The 15,975-nt window shown below is 46.8% G+C and carries 13 protein-coding genes, 3 tRNA genes and 3 rRNA genes; 6 read left to right on the top strand and 13 right to left on the bottom strand.

Annotated elements, in window-relative coordinates; genetic code table 11:
- Positions 1–6 precede the first annotated feature (6 nt).
- From rrf to ICV90_RS00190, 5 genes are all read right to left on the bottom strand, one after another.
- Positions 7–120 (bottom strand): 5S ribosomal RNA (gene rrf / locus ICV90_RS00210).
- A 106-nt stretch (positions 121–226) separates the two neighbouring features.
- A 23S ribosomal RNA gene (locus ICV90_RS00205) occupies positions 227–3,100 on the bottom strand.
- 267 nt (positions 3,101–3,367) lie between these two features.
- Positions 3,368–3,443 (bottom strand) — tRNA-Ala (locus ICV90_RS00200).
- A 30-nt stretch (positions 3,444–3,473) separates the two neighbouring features.
- Positions 3,474–3,550: transfer RNA gene (locus tag ICV90_RS00195), tRNA-Ile, on the bottom strand.
- A gap of 58 nt (positions 3,551–3,608) precedes the next feature.
- Positions 3,609–5,141, bottom strand: a 16S ribosomal RNA gene (locus ICV90_RS00190).
- The 16S, 23S and 5S rRNA genes sit together here with 2 tRNA genes alongside, the layout of an rRNA operon.
- A gap of 484 nt (positions 5,142–5,625) precedes the next feature.
- On the opposite strand from ICV90_RS00190, the gene ICV90_RS00185 reads away from it, so the two are divergent.
- Positions 5,626–6,282 carry a GNAT family N-acetyltransferase gene (locus ICV90_RS00185; protein WP_215358825.1) on the top strand — a complete coding sequence of 219 codons (657 nt, stop codon included), beginning with the start codon at positions 5,626–5,628 and terminating at the stop codon, positions 6,280–6,282.
- A 9-nt stretch (positions 6,283–6,291) separates the two neighbouring features.
- Here ICV90_RS00185 and ICV90_RS00180 read toward each other — a convergent pair whose 3' ends face one another.
- The 3 genes from ICV90_RS00180 to ICV90_RS00170 are packed head-to-tail and all read right to left on the bottom strand — an operon-like array spanning position 6,292 to position 7,951.
- The gene (locus tag ICV90_RS00180; protein WP_215360258.1) at positions 6,292–6,645 is read right to left on the bottom strand and encodes a c-type cytochrome; all 354 of its coding nucleotides are present in this window, start codon (positions 6,643–6,645) and stop codon (positions 6,292–6,294) included.
- Positions 6,646–6,663: 18 nt separating this feature from the next.
- Positions 6,664–7,314 (bottom strand): BON domain-containing protein, encoded by a 651-nt coding sequence (locus ICV90_RS00175; protein WP_215358824.1) that lies wholly within the window; start codon positions 7,312–7,314, stop codon positions 6,664–6,666.
- A gap of 34 nt (positions 7,315–7,348) precedes the next feature.
- Positions 7,349–7,951, bottom strand: coding sequence for a phosphoheptose isomerase (locus ICV90_RS00170; RefSeq protein ID WP_215358823.1), 603 nt, complete (start codon positions 7,949–7,951; stop codon positions 7,349–7,351).
- 105 nt (positions 7,952–8,056) lie between these two features.
- On the opposite strand from ICV90_RS00170, the gene rsmI reads away from it, so the two are divergent.
- On the top strand, positions 8,057–8,950 hold the full coding sequence (gene rsmI / locus ICV90_RS00165; RefSeq protein WP_215358822.1) for a 16S rRNA (cytidine(1402)-2'-O)-methyltransferase: 894 nt from the start codon (positions 8,057–8,059) through the stop codon (positions 8,948–8,950).
- A 52-nt stretch (positions 8,951–9,002) separates the two neighbouring features.
- Here rsmI and ICV90_RS00160 read toward each other — a convergent pair whose 3' ends face one another.
- Entirely contained in the window at positions 9,003–9,230 is a 228-nt protein-coding gene (locus ICV90_RS00160) for a hypothetical protein (RefSeq protein WP_236638845.1), read from the bottom strand.
- Positions 9,231–9,334: 104 nt separating this feature from the next.
- Here ICV90_RS00160 and ICV90_RS00155 point away from each other — a divergent pair.
- The 3 genes from ICV90_RS00155 (at position 9,335) to ICV90_RS00145 (ending at position 10,861) form a co-directional block, all read left to right on the top strand.
- A tRNA-Arg gene (locus tag ICV90_RS00155) sits at positions 9,335–9,410 on the top strand.
- A gap of 82 nt (positions 9,411–9,492) precedes the next feature.
- Positions 9,493–10,635, top strand: a complete 1,143-nt coding sequence (locus tag ICV90_RS00150) for a fatty acid desaturase (RefSeq protein WP_251367743.1) — start codon at positions 9,493–9,495, stop codon at positions 10,633–10,635.
- 40 nt (positions 10,636–10,675) lie between these two features.
- A complete protein-coding gene (locus ICV90_RS00145; RefSeq protein ID WP_041396810.1) occupies positions 10,676–10,861 on the top strand; it encodes a hypothetical protein in 186 nt (61 codons plus the stop codon).
- A gap of 35 nt (positions 10,862–10,896) precedes the next feature.
- On the opposite strand, the gene ICV90_RS00140 is transcribed toward ICV90_RS00145, so the two are convergent.
- Entirely contained in the window at positions 10,897–11,541 is a 645-nt protein-coding gene (locus ICV90_RS00140) for an MBL fold metallo-hydrolase (RefSeq protein ID WP_371743848.1), read from the bottom strand.
- A gap of 79 nt (positions 11,542–11,620) precedes the next feature.
- Between ICV90_RS00140 and gcvH the strand changes: the two genes are divergently transcribed.
- Positions 11,621–12,013, top strand: coding sequence for a glycine cleavage system protein GcvH (gene gcvH / locus ICV90_RS00135; protein ID WP_251367742.1), 393 nt, complete (start codon positions 11,621–11,623; stop codon positions 12,011–12,013).
- 13 nt (positions 12,014–12,026) lie between these two features.
- On the opposite strand, the gene priA is transcribed toward gcvH, so the two are convergent.
- The 3 genes from priA to ICV90_RS00120 form a co-directional block, all read right to left on the bottom strand.
- Positions 12,027–14,153, bottom strand: a complete 2,127-nt coding sequence (gene priA / locus ICV90_RS00130; RefSeq protein ID WP_215358820.1) for a primosomal protein N' — start codon at positions 14,151–14,153, stop codon at positions 12,027–12,029.
- Between the two features lie 266 nt (positions 14,154–14,419).
- A complete protein-coding gene (hemE, locus tag ICV90_RS00125) occupies positions 14,420–15,538 on the bottom strand; it encodes a uroporphyrinogen decarboxylase (protein WP_215360252.1) in 1,119 nt (372 codons plus the stop codon).
- Between the two features lie 9 nt (positions 15,539–15,547).
- Complete coding sequence (locus ICV90_RS00120) at positions 15,548–15,964, bottom strand: F0F1 ATP synthase subunit epsilon (protein WP_215321259.1); 417 nt, start codon at positions 15,962–15,964, stop codon at positions 15,548–15,550.
- Between the last annotated feature and the right edge of the window lie 11 nt (positions 15,965–15,975).

The following is a 15,975-nucleotide window of genomic DNA, read 5'->3' as shown; positions in this document are numbered from 1 at the left end:
ATTGGTGCCCGGCAGTTACCTACTTTCACACGGGTAATCCGCACTATCATCGGCGTAAAGTCGTTTCACTGTCCTGTTCGGGATGGGAAGGAGTGGTTCCAACTTGCTATGGTCACCGGGCGTAGAGGGTCGAGTTGCTGATTAAATCAACAACTCTATTTGAGTAAGCATGTAATAAGGATGCAGATTAAATCTGGCAAACATCCAACACAATAGTGCTGGTTATAGGATCAAGCCTAACGGGCAATTAGTATCGGTTAGCTTAATGCATTACTGCACTTCCACACCCGACCTATCAACGTTGTGGTCTTCAACGACCCTTTATGTAGGTTAAACCTACGGGAGATCTCATCTTCAGGCAAGTTTCCCGCTTAGATGCTTTCAGCGGTTATCTCTTCCATTCATAGCTACCCTGCGATGCTTCTGGCGAAACAACAGGTACACCAGCGGAATGTCCACTCCGGTCCTCTCGTACTAGGAGCAGCCCCCGTCAAATCTCCAACGCCCATGGCAGATAGGGACCAAACTGTCTCACGACGTTTTAAACCCAGCTCACGTACCTCTTTAAATGGCGAACAGCCATACCCTTGGGACCGGCTACAGCCCCAGGATGAGATGAGCCGACATCGAGGTGCCAAACACCGCCGTCGATATGAACTCTTGGGCGGTATCAGCCTGTTATCCCCAGAGTACCTTTTATCCGTTGAGCGATGGCCCTTCCATACAGAACCACCGGATCACTATGACCTGCTTTCGCACCTGCTCGACTTGTCGGTCTCGCAGTTAAGCACGCTTTTGCCATTGCACTTTAGGTACGATGTCCGACCGTACCAAGCGTACCTTCGTACTCCTCCGTTACACTTTGGGAGGAGACCGCCCCAGTCAAACTGCCTACCATGCACTGTTCCCGACCCGGATAACGGGCCAAGGTTAGAACCTCAAATAAATCAGGGTGGTATTTCAAGGTTGGCTCCAACAGAACTAGCATCCTGTTATCAACGCCTCCCACCTATCCTACACAGACCGATTCAAAGTCCAATGCAAAGCTACAGTAAAGGTTCATGGGGTCTTTCCGTCTAGCCACGGGTAGATTGCATCATCACAAACATTTCAACTTCGCTGAGTCTCAGGAGGAGACAGTGTGGCCATCGTTACGCCATTCGTGCAGGTCGGAACTTACCCGACAAGGAATTTCGCTACCTTAGGACCGTTATAGTTACGGCCGCCGTTTACTGGGACTTCAATCAAGAGCTTGCACCCCATCATTTAATCTTCCAGCACCGGGCAGGCGTCACACCCTATACGTCCACTTTCGTGTTTGCAGAGTGCTGTGTTTTTATTAAACAGTCGCAGCCACCTTTTTATTGCAACCCTTTCGTCCTCCCCTTGTACAGGGTCAAACTACCAGGGCGTACCTTATCCCGAAGTTACGGTACAAATTTGCCGAGTTCCTTCTCCTGAGTTCTCTCAAGCGCCTTAGAATACTCATCTCGCCCACCTGTGTCGGTTTGCGGTACGGTCTTGTTAGACTGAAGCTTAGAGGCTTTTCTTGGAACCACTTCCAATTGCTTCGCGAATAAATTCGCTCGTCTCACGCCCTTGAATTACGCTACCGGATTTACCTAATAGCCATCTCCAACGCAAGAACCGGGACTTCCAACACCCGGACAACTTTCCGCGATCCGTCCCCCCATCGCATCTAACAATGGTCAAGGAATATTAACCTTGTTCCCATCAGCTACGCATCTCTGCCTCGCCTTAGGGGCCGACTCACCCTGTTCCGATGAACGTTGAACAGGAAACCTTGGGCTTACGGCGAGGGGGCTTTTCACCCCCTTTATCGCTACTCATGTCAGCATTCGCACTTCTGATACCTCCAGCATCCTTTACAAGACACCTTCACAGGCTTACAGAACGCTCTCCTACCATCACATTACTGTGATCCGCAGCTTCGGTTATATGCTTAGCCCCGTTACATCTTCCGCGCAGGACGACTCGATCAGTGAGCTATTACGCTTTCTTTAAAGGATGGCTGCTTCTAAGCCAACCTCCTGACTGTTTTAGCCTTCCCACTTCGTTTCCCACTTAGCATATATTAGGGACCTTAGCTGGCGGTCTGGGTTGTTTCCCTCTTGACACCGGACGTTAGCACCCGATGTCTGTCTCCCGTGCTTGCACTTGTAGGTATTCGGAGTTTGCTATGGCGCAGTAATCCGCAATGGACCCCACTACCATGACAGTGCTCTACCCCCTACAGTGATACACGAGGCACTACCTAAATAGTTTTCGGAGAGAACCAGCTATTTCCAGTTTTGTTTAGCCTTTCACCCCTATCCACAGCTCATCCCCTAACTTTTCAACGTTAGTGGGTTCGGTCCTCCAGTACGTGTTACCGCACCTTCAACCTGGCCATGGATAGATCAACTGGTTTCGGGTCTACACCCAGCAACTAGCGCCCTATTCGGACTCGCTTTCGCTACGCCTTCCCTATTCGGTTAAGCTTGCTACTGAATGTAAGTCGCTGACCCATTATACAAAAGGTACGCAGTCACCCCTTACGAGGCTCCTACTGTTTGTATGCACACAATTTCAGGATCTATTTCACTCCCCTCCCGGGGTTCTTTTCGCCTTTCCCTCACGGTACTTGTTCACTATCGGTCGATTACGAGTATTTAGCCTTGGAGGATGGTCCCCCCATATTCAGACAGGATTTCACGTGTCCCGCCCTACTTGTCTCTAGCCTAGTACCACTCAATAATTTTCACATACGGGACTATCACCCTTTATTGTTGGACTTTCCATTCCATTCTGTTAATTACTGAGATATCACTAGAAGGCTCTTCCCATTTCGCTCGCCACTACTCTGGGAATCTCGGTTGATGTCTTTTCCTCTTGCTACTTAGATGTTTCAGTTCACAAGGTTCGCTTCTCATACCCTATGTATTCAGGTATGGATACCACAAAAGTGGTGGGTTTCCCCATTCAGAAATCCCCGGATCAAAGCTTATTTACCAGCTCCCCGGGGCTTATCGCAGGTTATAACGTCTTTCGTCGCCTGTAATCGCCAAGGCATCCATCATGTGCACTTATTCACTTGATCCTATAACGAGCACCATTGCTAGTACCTGTTACAGGTTTACTTCTACTTCTGACATGTTTGCCGTAATCCAAACTGTAAGTACTTTGTTAAGAACTTGGTAAAACTCGTTTGTATTACTGATTGATGATTCAATCTTTACCCTTATTACATTGTCAAATGTCCTCTCAAAGAAACATTTGACACTTTGCTTACTCAAATTTTTAAAGAACAGCCATAAATGGCAAAACTAAACAATCGTTAGATCGCTTAGTTTTGACATTTAGATGATGGTGGAGGATGACGGGATCGAACCGACGACCCCCTGCTTGCAAAGCAGGTGCTCTCCCAGCTGAGCTAATCCCCCAACGTCCCACTAAGTCTTGTTTCTGGCTGGTGGTGGGTCTGGTAGGACTTGAACCTACGACCCCTGCGTTATCAACACAGTGCTCTAACCAGCTGAGCTACAGACCCGTGGCTTTTATTGTCAACCGATAAGTGTGGGCACTAGGATTCAGCATCTTTTCTCTAGAAAGGAGGTGATCCAGCCGCACCTTCCGATACGGCTACCTTGTTACGACTTTACCCCAGTCATGAACCCTGCCGTGGCAGTCGCCCTCCTTGCGGTTAGGCTAACGGCTTCTGGCAAAACCCACTCCCATGGTATGACGGGCGGTGTGTACAAGACCCGGGAACGTATTCACCGCGACATTCTGATCCGCGATTACTAGCGATTCCAGCTTCACGTAGTCGAGTTGCAGACTACGATCCGGACTACGATGCATTTTCTGAGATTAGCTCCCCCTCGCGGGTTGGCAACCCTCTGTATGCACCATTGTATGACGTGTGAAGCCCTACCCATAAGGGCCATGAGGACTTGACGTCATCCCCACCTTCCTCCGGTTTGTCACCGGCAGTCTCTTTAGAGTGCTCTTGCGTAGCAACTAAAGACAAGGGTTGCGCTCGTTGCGGGACTTAACCCAACATCTCACGACACGAGCTGACGACAGCCATGCAGCACCTGTGTTCACTTTCTCTTACGAGCACCTAATGTATCTCTACTTCGTTAGTGACATGTCAAGGGTAGGTAAGGTTTTTCGCGTTGCATCGAATTAATCCACATCATCCACCGCTTGTGCGGGTCCCCGTCAATTCCTTTGAGTTTTAATCTTGCGACCGTACTCCCCAGGCGGCTGACTTCACGCGTTAGCTACGTTACTCAGGATGTAAATCCCGAACAACTAGTCAGCATCGTTTAGGGCGTGGACTACCAGGGTATCTAATCCTGTTTGCTCCCCACGCTTTCGTGCATGAGCGTCAGTGTTATCCCAGGGGGCTGCCTTCGCCATTGGTATTCCTCCACATATCTACGCATTTCACTGCTACACGTGGAATTCTACCCCCCTCTGACACACTCTAGCTATACAGTCACAGGCGCCATTCCCAGGTTAAGCCCGGGGATTTCACGCCTGTCTTGTATAACCGCCTGCGCACGCTTTACGCCCAGTAATTCCGATTAACGCTCGCACCCTACGTATTACCGCGGCTGCTGGCACGTAGTTAGCCGGTGCTTATTCTTCAGGTACCGTCATTCCCGGACTGTGTTAGAGCCGGTGTTTCTTCCCTGACAAAAGAGCTTTACAACCCGAAGGCCTTCTTCACTCACGCGGCATTGCTGGATCAGGGTTTCCCCCATTGTCCAAAATTCCCCACTGCTGCCTCCCGTAGGAGTCTGGGCCGTGTCTCAGTCCCAGTGTGGCTGATCGTCCTCTCAGACCAGCTACTGATCGTCGCCTTGGTGGGCTTTTACCCCACCAACAAGCTAATCAGGCATCGGCCGCTCTAATCGCGCGAGGTCTTTCGATCCCCCGCTTTCCCCCTCAGGGCGTATGCGGTATTAGCACAGCTTTCGCTGCGTTATCCCCCACGATAAGGTACGTTCCGATGTATTACTCACCCGTTCGCCACTCGCCACCAGGTGCAAGCACCCGTGCTGCCGTTCGACTTGCATGTGTAAGGCATGCCGCCAGCGTTCAATCTGAGCCAGGATCAAACTCTTCAGTTCAATTCCTGTGATCCTTGCGGATCGTCGCACTCATTCAAGAAATTGACTTGGTAATAAAACCAAATCTTTTTACTGTCTATGAGTACTATTTATTTACATCTGTCCCGAAGGACTGGATGCTTTCACTTAGTACCCACAATTATCGGTTGACTAATTTTTAAAGAGGGCTGACTTGTTTTTCGTATTTCGTAAAACATTCAGCAGAGAGGTGAGACTATATCCCACATTTTTAGGGTCGTCAACACCTTTCGTACTCTTTTGCTTAAAAAAGGCTAAGTTTTTTCTTACTTTAAAAATATAGTCAATTAAAACAATGGTTTAGATTTTAAAAAAAATTTCAACTTTTTTAAAAAAAATCCTATTTTTTAGGGTTTAGACCTAGTCAACCCAAAAATTACGCTGTTTTTTCATGCTTATTTCGCATATTTCCAACAAACCTAGGGAAAACCCTGAAATTTTCCCTTATCCCTGCTAAGATATTGCTATGCACAATAAATTAGCGAATAGCCACTCACCCTCAAGCCCCCATTGGGCCGGGAGAGCCGTGCCTGTTCGCGAACTTCACGCTGGATATAAACAGGAAATACTGAATCATTTATTGCAACTAAATGATGAAGATAGACGTCTACGGTTTGGTACTCAGACCCCTGATGAGGTGATTCGTCACTATGTAGAAGGCCTTGATTTCAATCGGGACGTCATTTTTGGTGTTTTCAATTTGGACCTGGAGCTAGTTGGCATGGCCCATTTAGCCTACTTGCCTGAGCGCAAGGGAGAGGCACGAGCTGCTGAATTTGGTGTGTCTGTCCTACCAGAAGGGCGCTCCCAAGGGCTGGGAACAGCCTTGTTGCAACGCTCAGCCGTTCACTCACGCAATACCAACATTGAAACCCTTTACGTTCATTGCCTTGCCAATAACAAAGCCATGATGCATCTGGCGCAAAAGGCAGGGATGACCGTTGAATACGCCTATGGCGATGCTGATGCTTGCCTTAAGCTGCCCCCAGCAAATACCGCAACTATTGTGGAAGAGGCCGCCAATGAGCAGTGGGCTGGCATGGACTACGCCCTAAAAGAAAACCTCAAGCGCTCTAATGAAGCCTGGTGGTGGTTTCTAGGCAGACCAGGCTTAGCGCGCTAATTTACAGCTCTAGTTTTTGTAGGGCGCTCCACGCAAGATCCAGCCGCTTAATGTAGATAAATCTGCATTACTTAATTTTGAGTTGGCCGGCATAGGTACAACGCCCCATGAACCAGACCCTCCTTTAGCAATTTTATTTTTTAAAAATGCTTGGGCATTGGGGTCACTCTTATATCTTTCTGCCACCGCTTGAAAACTAGGGCCAACAATTTTTTTATTGATTGCATGACAGCCTAAGCAAGCATTTTGTTTTGCAAGTGCGAATGCATTCTCGTCTTGAATATTCGCCTGCGCAGTAGGCAAGAAATAAGCGAGCACTGTAAATAAAAAAACTATTTTTACAATCGCTCGCTTTTTTAACATCACCAACCTACGAAAAAATTATTGAAATTTTGGAGGACTGCTAGCTTGAGTTTGATCTGCTTTGCCTATAGCTTCTAGGCGCATTTTTTCTTCTTCAGAAATAATGTCAAAGTAAACAAAAACTTCTTTAACGCCATTGATATTGCTCGCAACTTTCTTTGCAATATCGGCTTCGTTTTGCGTCAAAATACCCATGAGATATACGTTGCTACCTTCAGCCACAATGGCCATAGAGTTTGATGGCAATTTATCAGTAAAGATCATTTGGGTTTTGATCTTAGACTCGAGGTAAGAATCGTTTGCGCGTGATGTGTAGCTACTGTTTGGCCCAATGACCAGCTCATTAAAGACAGAACGGGCATTCTTCATCGCTTTTACATAAGCACCTGCCTCACCCTTAATGTCAACATCCTTCGCTTCGCCAGTGATCAATACTTTTTGATTAAACGAAGTCACGTTAATATGCGCGTTATCACCAAATCGTTTTGCTAGCGCATTCTCTGCCTCTAACTCAATGCCTTTATCAACAGCTTGCACGCCTGGCGTGCGACGGTCTGCGAGCACTGTTACCCCGGCCGCTACCCCACCAACAGCAACTACCGCGCATGCTGAAAGTTGTGAGGCAATGAGGGTGGCAAGAAACAGTCTTCTAAAGAGTGAGATTTTCATTTAGGTAATTTCTGTATTGAAGTAATAATGATTTCTAGTCGAGTAATACGTGATCTACGCCATCGCATAAAGCATGAAGTAAAACTAAATGTGTTTCTTGAATGCGTGCGGTTCGTGTTGAGGGTGCGCACAAGTGGACGTCATCTCCATCCAATAATTGAGCGATCTTCCCGCCACCATTACCAGTGAATGCAATAACTTTCATGCCAAGCTTTTTGGCAGCTTCAATAGCTTTAACAACATTCTTTGAATTCCCCGAGGTTGAAATCCCCAGCAGAATGTCACCCTTTTTCCCTAGCCCACGAACTTGTTTACTAAAAATCTCATCGTAACTATAGTCATTTCCAATAGCTGTAAGAATTGAAGTATCTGTCGTCAAAGCGATCGCCGCCAACTCTTGGCGCTCTCTCTCGAATCGACCAACGAGCTCTGCTGCAAAGTGCTGTGCATCAGCTGCAGAACCGCCATTGCCACAAGCCATCACCTTGCCGCCGGCACGCAAACAGTCCACCATTGCTAGAACGCCTCTAGCAACAGATTCGGGAAGCAGTTTTTCGGCCTCTTGCTTTACCGCAATGCTGTCCAGAAAATGCTGGGAGGCACGCTGACGCAAACGTTCATTGATATCTTTTTCCATAACAATATTATGCGCCAAAGATGTCCTAATTTCAGTAGCAATCGGCTTATCCCAAAAGCAACGTATCCTCTTACTAATTATTTAACTTTTCGCAGGCAAGCCCCCATGGAATTAAGCTCTTTCGATTTCTTAAAGCAGCAGGATTTACCTGCTGGGGCCCTATACATGGTTGCAACACCGATCGGCAATTTAGGTGACATTACTTTGCGCGCCCTACATGTTCTCAATTCAGTCGATGGGATTGCTTGTGAAGATACTAGACATAGTGCGGCATTACTCCAACAATTTGGCATTCATAAAAAATGTTTAGCGTTGCACGAACACAATGAAATTGGCGGTGCTCAAACAGTCATACAACACCTCTTGAACAATGAGCGCTGGGCTTATATTTCAGATGCTGGCACCCCAGGAGTCTCGGACCCAGGGGCAAAGCTGGTAAATGAGGTTCAAAAAGCAGGGCTCAGAGTAATTCCCATTCCGGGCGCAAGCGCTGTATCAAGCGCTATCTCGGCGGCCGGCTCAGTGATGCATCATTCAGAAGGGCGCTTTCAGTTTTTAGGTTTTTGGCCCAATAAAACTAAAGAGCGTGATGCTCTGCTGCAGGATATCTCCAGCAGCAAAAAGGCAAGCATCTTTTTTGAGTCTCCGCACCACATTAAAGAAACTCTTGCATTGCTTGCAAAAAATTTAGAGGCTGATCGTCAGCTTTTAGTCTGCCGTGAGTTAACCAAAAAATTTGAGCAGCTGGTGCCACTTCAAGCGCAAGACGTTACTCACTGGCTAGAGGCAGCGGAGAGCCTTAAGGGTGAATTTGTCATCGTGGTTGCAGGGCGGTCAGCCAATAGCGATGAGACTCCGGAGCATTCAGCTCTCTTGTTGTGGGCTAATGCACTGAGCCCCTATATGGGGAGCAAAGAAATTGCTGCCGTTCTTTCGCAAACTTTAGGCCTCACAAAAAAAGAAGCCTACCAAGTTGCCTTAGATGCAAAGAGTGAATAAATGAAAATAAAAAAGCTGGCACAAGGCCAGCTTTTAAATATGCGCTAAAGAATTATTTGGCGCTAGTTGCAGGAGCCGCAGGCTCGCTAGCATCTTTAAAATTGAGTTGCCCTACTGGCTTAATAATTTGATCAGCAGATGCAGATGAATCTGCGCGCTTGCCATTGTTCACAAACACCATTAACAACAAAATGATGATGAGTGGCACGAAAAAGCTTGCGAACACCATGATGATGAGTTGTTTTGGGGACTTAATTAGACTTCCGTGCTCGTTGCTCATAAGAATTTATCGTTTGACGGGTTTTAGGGTTGTTTTGTCGAGATTATAACTAGAGAGAAGGGTTATAGACACTTACAATAGAGAGGTAACCAGTTTTTCCACTAGCGCCCGTAGCTCAGTGGATAGAGTATTGGCCTCCGAAGCCAAGGGTCGCAGGTTCGATTCCTGCCGGGCGCGCCAAAAATCAAGGGGTTTTTGACCTACATCATGCGTGAAATTGCGAAAACCGCTATCATTTGCACCTAACTTATTGATTCTTATCGTGTCTACACATCTAAATACCGCCCTTTCAGAGCCTTCCTTAACTAATCCTTTGCACCCAGAGGCGCCATTACCGCATCGAAAAATCATTCGAAGCTGGCTAATCCCGATGGCACAAGGAGAAACTGGGCGCGCAATTATGCTCCTAGTAATCGATGCCCTCCTATGGCTAGGCTGTATCGCAGGAACAATCTTCGTAGAGAGCGTGTTGCTCAAAATTGTTTTTGGTTTGATTGCCGGTTTTGTAACAGGTCGCATCTTTATATTGGGTCACGATGCTTGCCATCAAAGTTACACACCCAATCGCGAACTGAACAAAGTGTTAGGTCGTATTGCGTTCTTGCCATCTCTCACACCATATAGCTTGTGGGATGTTGGTCATAACGTTGTGCATCACGGCCAAACCAATCTAAAAGGTTTTGACTTTGTATGGGCGCCCCTATCAAAATCAGAATACGACGCGCTTCCCCCATTGCGTAAGGCTCTAGAGCGCCTTTACCGTAGCGGCTGGGGCCCTGTTTTTTATTACCTCATTGAAATCTGGTGGAGACGTGAGTACTTCCCAAATGCAAAAAACAAACCTGGTGATCGTCCTATTTTCTTAAAAGACAATTTGCTTGTTACCGCATTTGCAATCGTTTGGATTGGCTGCTTAATTGCTGGGGCCATTGCTACTGGGCAATCTATTTGGATTGGCTTGATCACTGGCTTCGCAGTGCCATTCTTGTTCTGGAACGGCATGATTGGATTTGTGGTTTACGTGCACCATACCCATCCAAAAGTCTCTTGGTATGACAAGAAATCGGAGTGGTTACGCGCCCAGCCTTTTGTATCCACAACCGTTCACCTGACTTTTAACTGGATTTGGGGCAAATTGATGCACCACATCATGGAGCACACTGCGCACCATGTGGATATGAGCGTACCGCTTTATCGCCTGCCAGAGGCCCAACAGACCCTAGAAACGATCCTTCCAGACCGTATTTTTGTCCAAAAGTTCTCTTGGGGCTGGTATTTCGATACTGCGCGCAAGTGCAAGCTCTATGACTTTGAAAACAAGGCCTGGTTAGATTTTGACGGCAACAAAACGGCCGATTCAGTCCGGGTTGTGCTAACCCCAGCCCCAGCGGGACAAAACGGGTAAAATAGATCTCTGTATAAGATTTGCCTTACCCGGATTGCCCATGACTACATCGACTCCAGCAGCTACCCAAGAAACCTCCCAGAGCCTGAAATTTTGCTCTTCTTGCAGCCGTGAAAAACGACTTGAGGGTGGCACATGGATTCCGACAAGCAATCGCAAGCAGCGCTGGATCTGCGCTAGCTGTTTATACAACCGTACGCATCGTACCGGTTCAGCTAAAACCTAATACCCACTGGTAGTTCAAATCGCTAGATTCATTAGCTACGCGCCATCTCCCACATAGGGGTTCGTTTTGCGCTCTTGACCAAACGTCGACATTGGTCCATGACCAGGAACAAACTGTACATCATCTCCCAAGGGCCACAATTTGGTTTTAATCGCATTAATTAAATCTGCATGATTACCACGCGGAAAATCAGTTCTGCCAATTGATCCCGCGAATAAAACATCGCCCACAATTGCAAGACGATCTTCTTTGTCAAAAAATACAACGTGGCCAGGCGTATGCCCTGGGCAATGAAATACCTCAAGATCAATATTGCCAACCTGCACATGATCACCATTATTTAACCAACGATCAGGCTCGAAAACTTTGGCATGCCCAAAACCAAAGCGCACTGTTTGTTCTGGCAGCTGATCAATCCAAAAACGCTCCTCTTCTTGTGGCCCCTCAATAGGCACACCAAGCTGATCAGCCAAGTCTTTGGCGGCAGCGCAGTGATCTAAATGTCCATGCGTCAACAATATCTTTTTAACCTTGCCGCCCATCTGCTTAACGCCCTCAAGAATCTTTTCAATATCCCCGCCAGGATCAATCACAGCGGCATCGCCAGTCTCCTGGCAAACCAAAATAGAGCAATTTTGCTCATACGGTGTAACAGGAACAATTCCTAATTTAATTGGCATACGTACAAGTAGTTAAGTGAATCATTGGGGAAAGCTAGTTTAGGGGAGTCAGCATAAAATGCACCTAAAGGATAAAACAATGAATAGCCAAGATACATTTAAATTTGCAGAAACTCACGAATGGGCCGATCAGGAAAATGACGGTTTAGTGTGGGTTGGCATTAGCAATCATGCGCAAGAAGCGCTAGGTGATGTGATGTTCTTTCAAGCCCCAAAACTTGGACAACAAGTAAAGCAGGGTGAGGCTATTGCTGTGATTGAGTCAGTGAAGGCAGCTAGCGATATTCATGCACCCATAAGCGGGGAGATTGTTGCGCTCAATGAAGAGGTAGATACATCGCCTGAGATCGTCAATGAAAATCCATACGGTGTTTGGTTATTCAAAATCAAACCCGCCTCCGATGAAATTCTTGCTGAAGAGCTCAATCAACTCTTGACCCCAGAAATATATAACGCGGGCCCTGGCGCCTGATATCTGAAATCAATCAGATTGAAATGGGGTCGCGCTCAATTAACCAACGAATACGCCCTTCTTTACTAATGCGCCCCTGAGAGTTCTCTCGCAAATAAAGATCTATCGCCTCTAAGATTTCTTGCAGGTTTTTACGATCGTCAGACTCCACCAGAAGTTGGGCGCGTTCCGAGCCAGCTACGCGCATCATTGCCTTGGGGACCGGATCATAGACTCTGAGGCCTTTATTTATGTGGCCCCGAGACTTTAAATATCCCTTCAAGCTACTCAAAAACTGAATTGCTTTATCTAAACTTTTAGCCTCAGCATGGATAAGGGCCTGGTAAGCAAATGGCGGCAAGCCCGCTTCTTTTCTTTCATTGGCCGTAAAGCTTAAAAACCCATCTACGTCATGGCGCAGTAAAAACTGAAAAACTGCAGACTCCGGAAACTGCGTTTCAATATAAATAGCACCACCTGCTTCACCATCCTTATTGGATCGCCCAGCCCGCCCTGCAACCTGAACTAATTGGGCAAATAATCGCTCTGCAGCCCTAAAGTCTTGAGAGAACAATCTACTATCCGCATCCAGCACAGCAACTAAGCCAATATTTTGGTAATCGTGCCCCTTGGCAATCATCTGGGTCCCAACCACGATATCGATATTGCCTTCGTGAATTTCCTGAAAGAGCGCTTCGGCACCCTTACTCTTTCTGCTGGAGTCTGTATCGACTCGCAGCACTCTTGCAGCCTGCCACATCTCCTCAATAGCATCTTCAATCTTTTGAGTTCCCTGTCCCAAGGTCTTCAAGTCGGCATTGCCACAATCAGGACAATGGCTTGGAATCGATTTAACCAAGCCGCAATGGTGGCAACTTAAAACTGATTTCCTGCCTAATGCTCCAGCTTTATGCAGCACCATATAGGAGCTGCATTGCTCGCATCTTGAGAGCCATGAGCAAGCGCCACAGCTAAGCACTGGAGCATAACCTCGTCGGTTGATCAGTATTAAGCTTTGCTGCTTATTTTCTAGATTCTGACTAACCGCATTCGCAAGGGTTTTAGTAATCAGGCTTTTGGATTTTGGCTTCTCTATATCACCCGGACTAAATTGCGTTTGTGGATCGCGCGTATTGATCAAATGCACTTTTGGCAAACTTGCGCCTTGAGCGCGCTGATCTAGGCGAATATATTCATAACGACCAGCCCTGGCAGCCATCCAAGTCTCAAGCGATGGCGTAGCCGAGGCCAATAGGATCGGGCGCTTGAGATCGTGGGCACGCCATATCGCAAGATCCCTTGCAGAGTAACGAATACCATCTTGCTGTTTATAGGATGGATCATGCTCTTCATCCACAACAATGGCGCGTAGATTAGGAAGGGGAGTTAATGCAGCCAATCTTGTTCCCAAAATAATTTGGGCTTGACCAGTCATCGCCTCATACCAAGCAATGCCTCTTACTTTCTCACTGACACCGCTATGAAGCACCACCATTTTTTTATCTGGAAAATAAGCGCGCACTCTGCGCTCCAACTGTGGCGTTAAATTAATTTCAGGGACCAAGAGCAATACTTGTGCACTCGCATCCTCCAAAATACCACTCAACCAATTTAAAAATACAGCAGTCTTTCCACTACCAGTTTGTCCTTGCAACAGTATTGCTTTGAATTCTCCCGAAGGAATAGTGCGTAATTTTTCTAAGGCGAGTTTTTGACCATCGTTCAGCTGGGCCTCATCAACAAATCCCTCAACGGCCTCTAGCTTGTTTTTTTTCTTTTGCTTTTCTTCATCTGCAGCTAATTTCTTGGGGATCTTTTCCCAATCATCTGGCTTTTTCCACATCTGTGGAATGGTGGGAATGATGGTCTCGCCTAGCGCATGAATGTAATACTGGCTGGCAAAGTTCATTAACTTCAATACTGCTGGGTCCAAGGGGGGAAGGGGCGCAATTTTGCTTACCCCTTTTAATTTATCAAGATCATAGTCTGAGTAAGCGCTTACTTTAATTACCAACCCCACCAGTGAACTTCGCCCAAAGGGAACCCCAACTATTGCCCCTACTTGTGGGGCGCACCCTAATGCCTCTTCATCCCACAAGTAGTCAAAGCCCTGGGCAAGGGGCTTATCAACAACAACTTGGACAACGATTGGAGGGGGCATGATTTACTTCAAATCTCTATTTTGCTTGTGGATAAGTCTGTGGATATCATCCGAGGATTCTGATTTATAAGCTAATTTATCAGCTTTCAGATTCTGCACTCTTTTAAAGCTTTTTAGTAATTATTTATATAAATCAGTAACTTACAAAGATATTCGAAAGTGAATTTTCATCTTTATTCGCAATCTCACTGAATTTTGAATTTCGTCGCTAACTGTGTATAACTTTCGTTAAAAATTCTCAGCAGCAAGTTAGCATTCACTCAGTATTATGACTTTGTCCTGAGAGACCTGGAGCGATTTATGACAGCCTCGGCGAGAGCGGTCACGCTCTCTGGAGGGGTGAATTGAGAAATGCCGTGGCCTAGATTAAAAACATGGCCATCCAAAGGATGTAAACCAGGTTTGAGGGATGGCGCACTCGCCAAATCCTCGAGGAGAAGGTTGGCTTGCTCTGCAATTTGTTTTGGCTCTGCGAACAAGATTAGCGGATCTAGGTTGCCTTGTAATGCCAACGGCTTGTTCAGAGCGAGCAACTGTTTTCTTGCACGACTCAGCGACATTGTCCAGTCGATAGCAATCACATCAGCACCAACTTGCGCCATGTCATTGAGCCAAATTGCGCCACCTTTAGTAAACATGATGACTGGAATTTTTCTACCTTCATGCTCGCGCGGCAATAAGGCAATTACTTTTTGCATCGATGCTAAAGACATCTTTTGATACCAACCGTCTGGAAGCATTCCGCCCCAAGTATCAAAAATCATCAGGGCCTGTGCGCCTGCTTTAACTTGCTCTATCAAATAGGCTGCCACTGACTGAGCATTAATATCAAGGATATGCTGCATCAAATCAGGACGACTAAACATCATGGTTTTGGCATGACGAAAATCATCGGCACTGGATCCATCAACCATGTAGCACGCCAATGTCCATGGACTTCCCGAGAAGCCGATCAATGGAACGCGTTGTTTGCCGTCTTGAATGAGTGCTTTACGAATTTCTGAAACAGCATCAAAAACATACTTGAGCTGATCCATATCAGCAACACGTAATTTCTTAACCGCCTCTTCAGTACGCAGGGGATGGTCAAAACTAGGGCCTTCGCCAGCAGTAAATTTCAGACCCAATCCCATTGCATCAGGAATGGTCAAAATATCAGAAAACAAAATTGCAGCATCCAATGGATAGCGATCCAAAGGCTGAAGTGTTACTTCAGTAGCATAAGCAGGATTTTTTGCGAGCCCGAGAAAACTTCCGGCTCTAGCGCGAGTAGCGTTGTATTCGGGGAGGTATCGGCCGGCTTGACGCATGAGCCAAAGCGGTGTTTGATCAACCGCTTCGCCCAGGCAGGCCTTTAAAAACCGATCATTTAACAGCAAGGAGATGACCGGCTATTACTTTTTACGACGGAAACGTGCAATTGCAGCCAGCTGTGCAGCCGCCATTGCAAACTCAGATTGGGCCAAAGCCAAATCAAAGTCAGTGCCACGGTTTTGCATCGCTTCTTCAGCACGTTTCTTAGCTTCAATCGCTTTAGCTTCATCAAGATCGTGTCCGCGAATAGCGGTATCCGCTAAAACAGTAACGCGATCTGGCTGAACTTCTAAATAGCCACCTGCTACGAAAACAAACTCTTCATCACCATCAGCTTTTTCAATACGAACTGAGCCTGGACGAATACGTGTAATCAAAGGAGTGTGGCCGCGCAAAATGCCGAGCTCACCACTTTCGCCAGGAAGCGCAACAAACTTGGCTTCCCCGCTGAAAATAGACTGCTCAGCACTCACTACATCTACGCGTATGGTTGACATAATTTCCCTAG

The sequence above is a fragment of the Polynucleobacter sp. JS-JIR-II-b4 genome (assembly GCF_018687815.1).
Taxonomy (GTDB): Bacteria; Pseudomonadota; Gammaproteobacteria; order Burkholderiales; family Burkholderiaceae; genus Polynucleobacter.
Note: the sequence above shows the minus strand (reverse complement) of the source record. Positions and strands in the feature narration are given on the sequence as shown.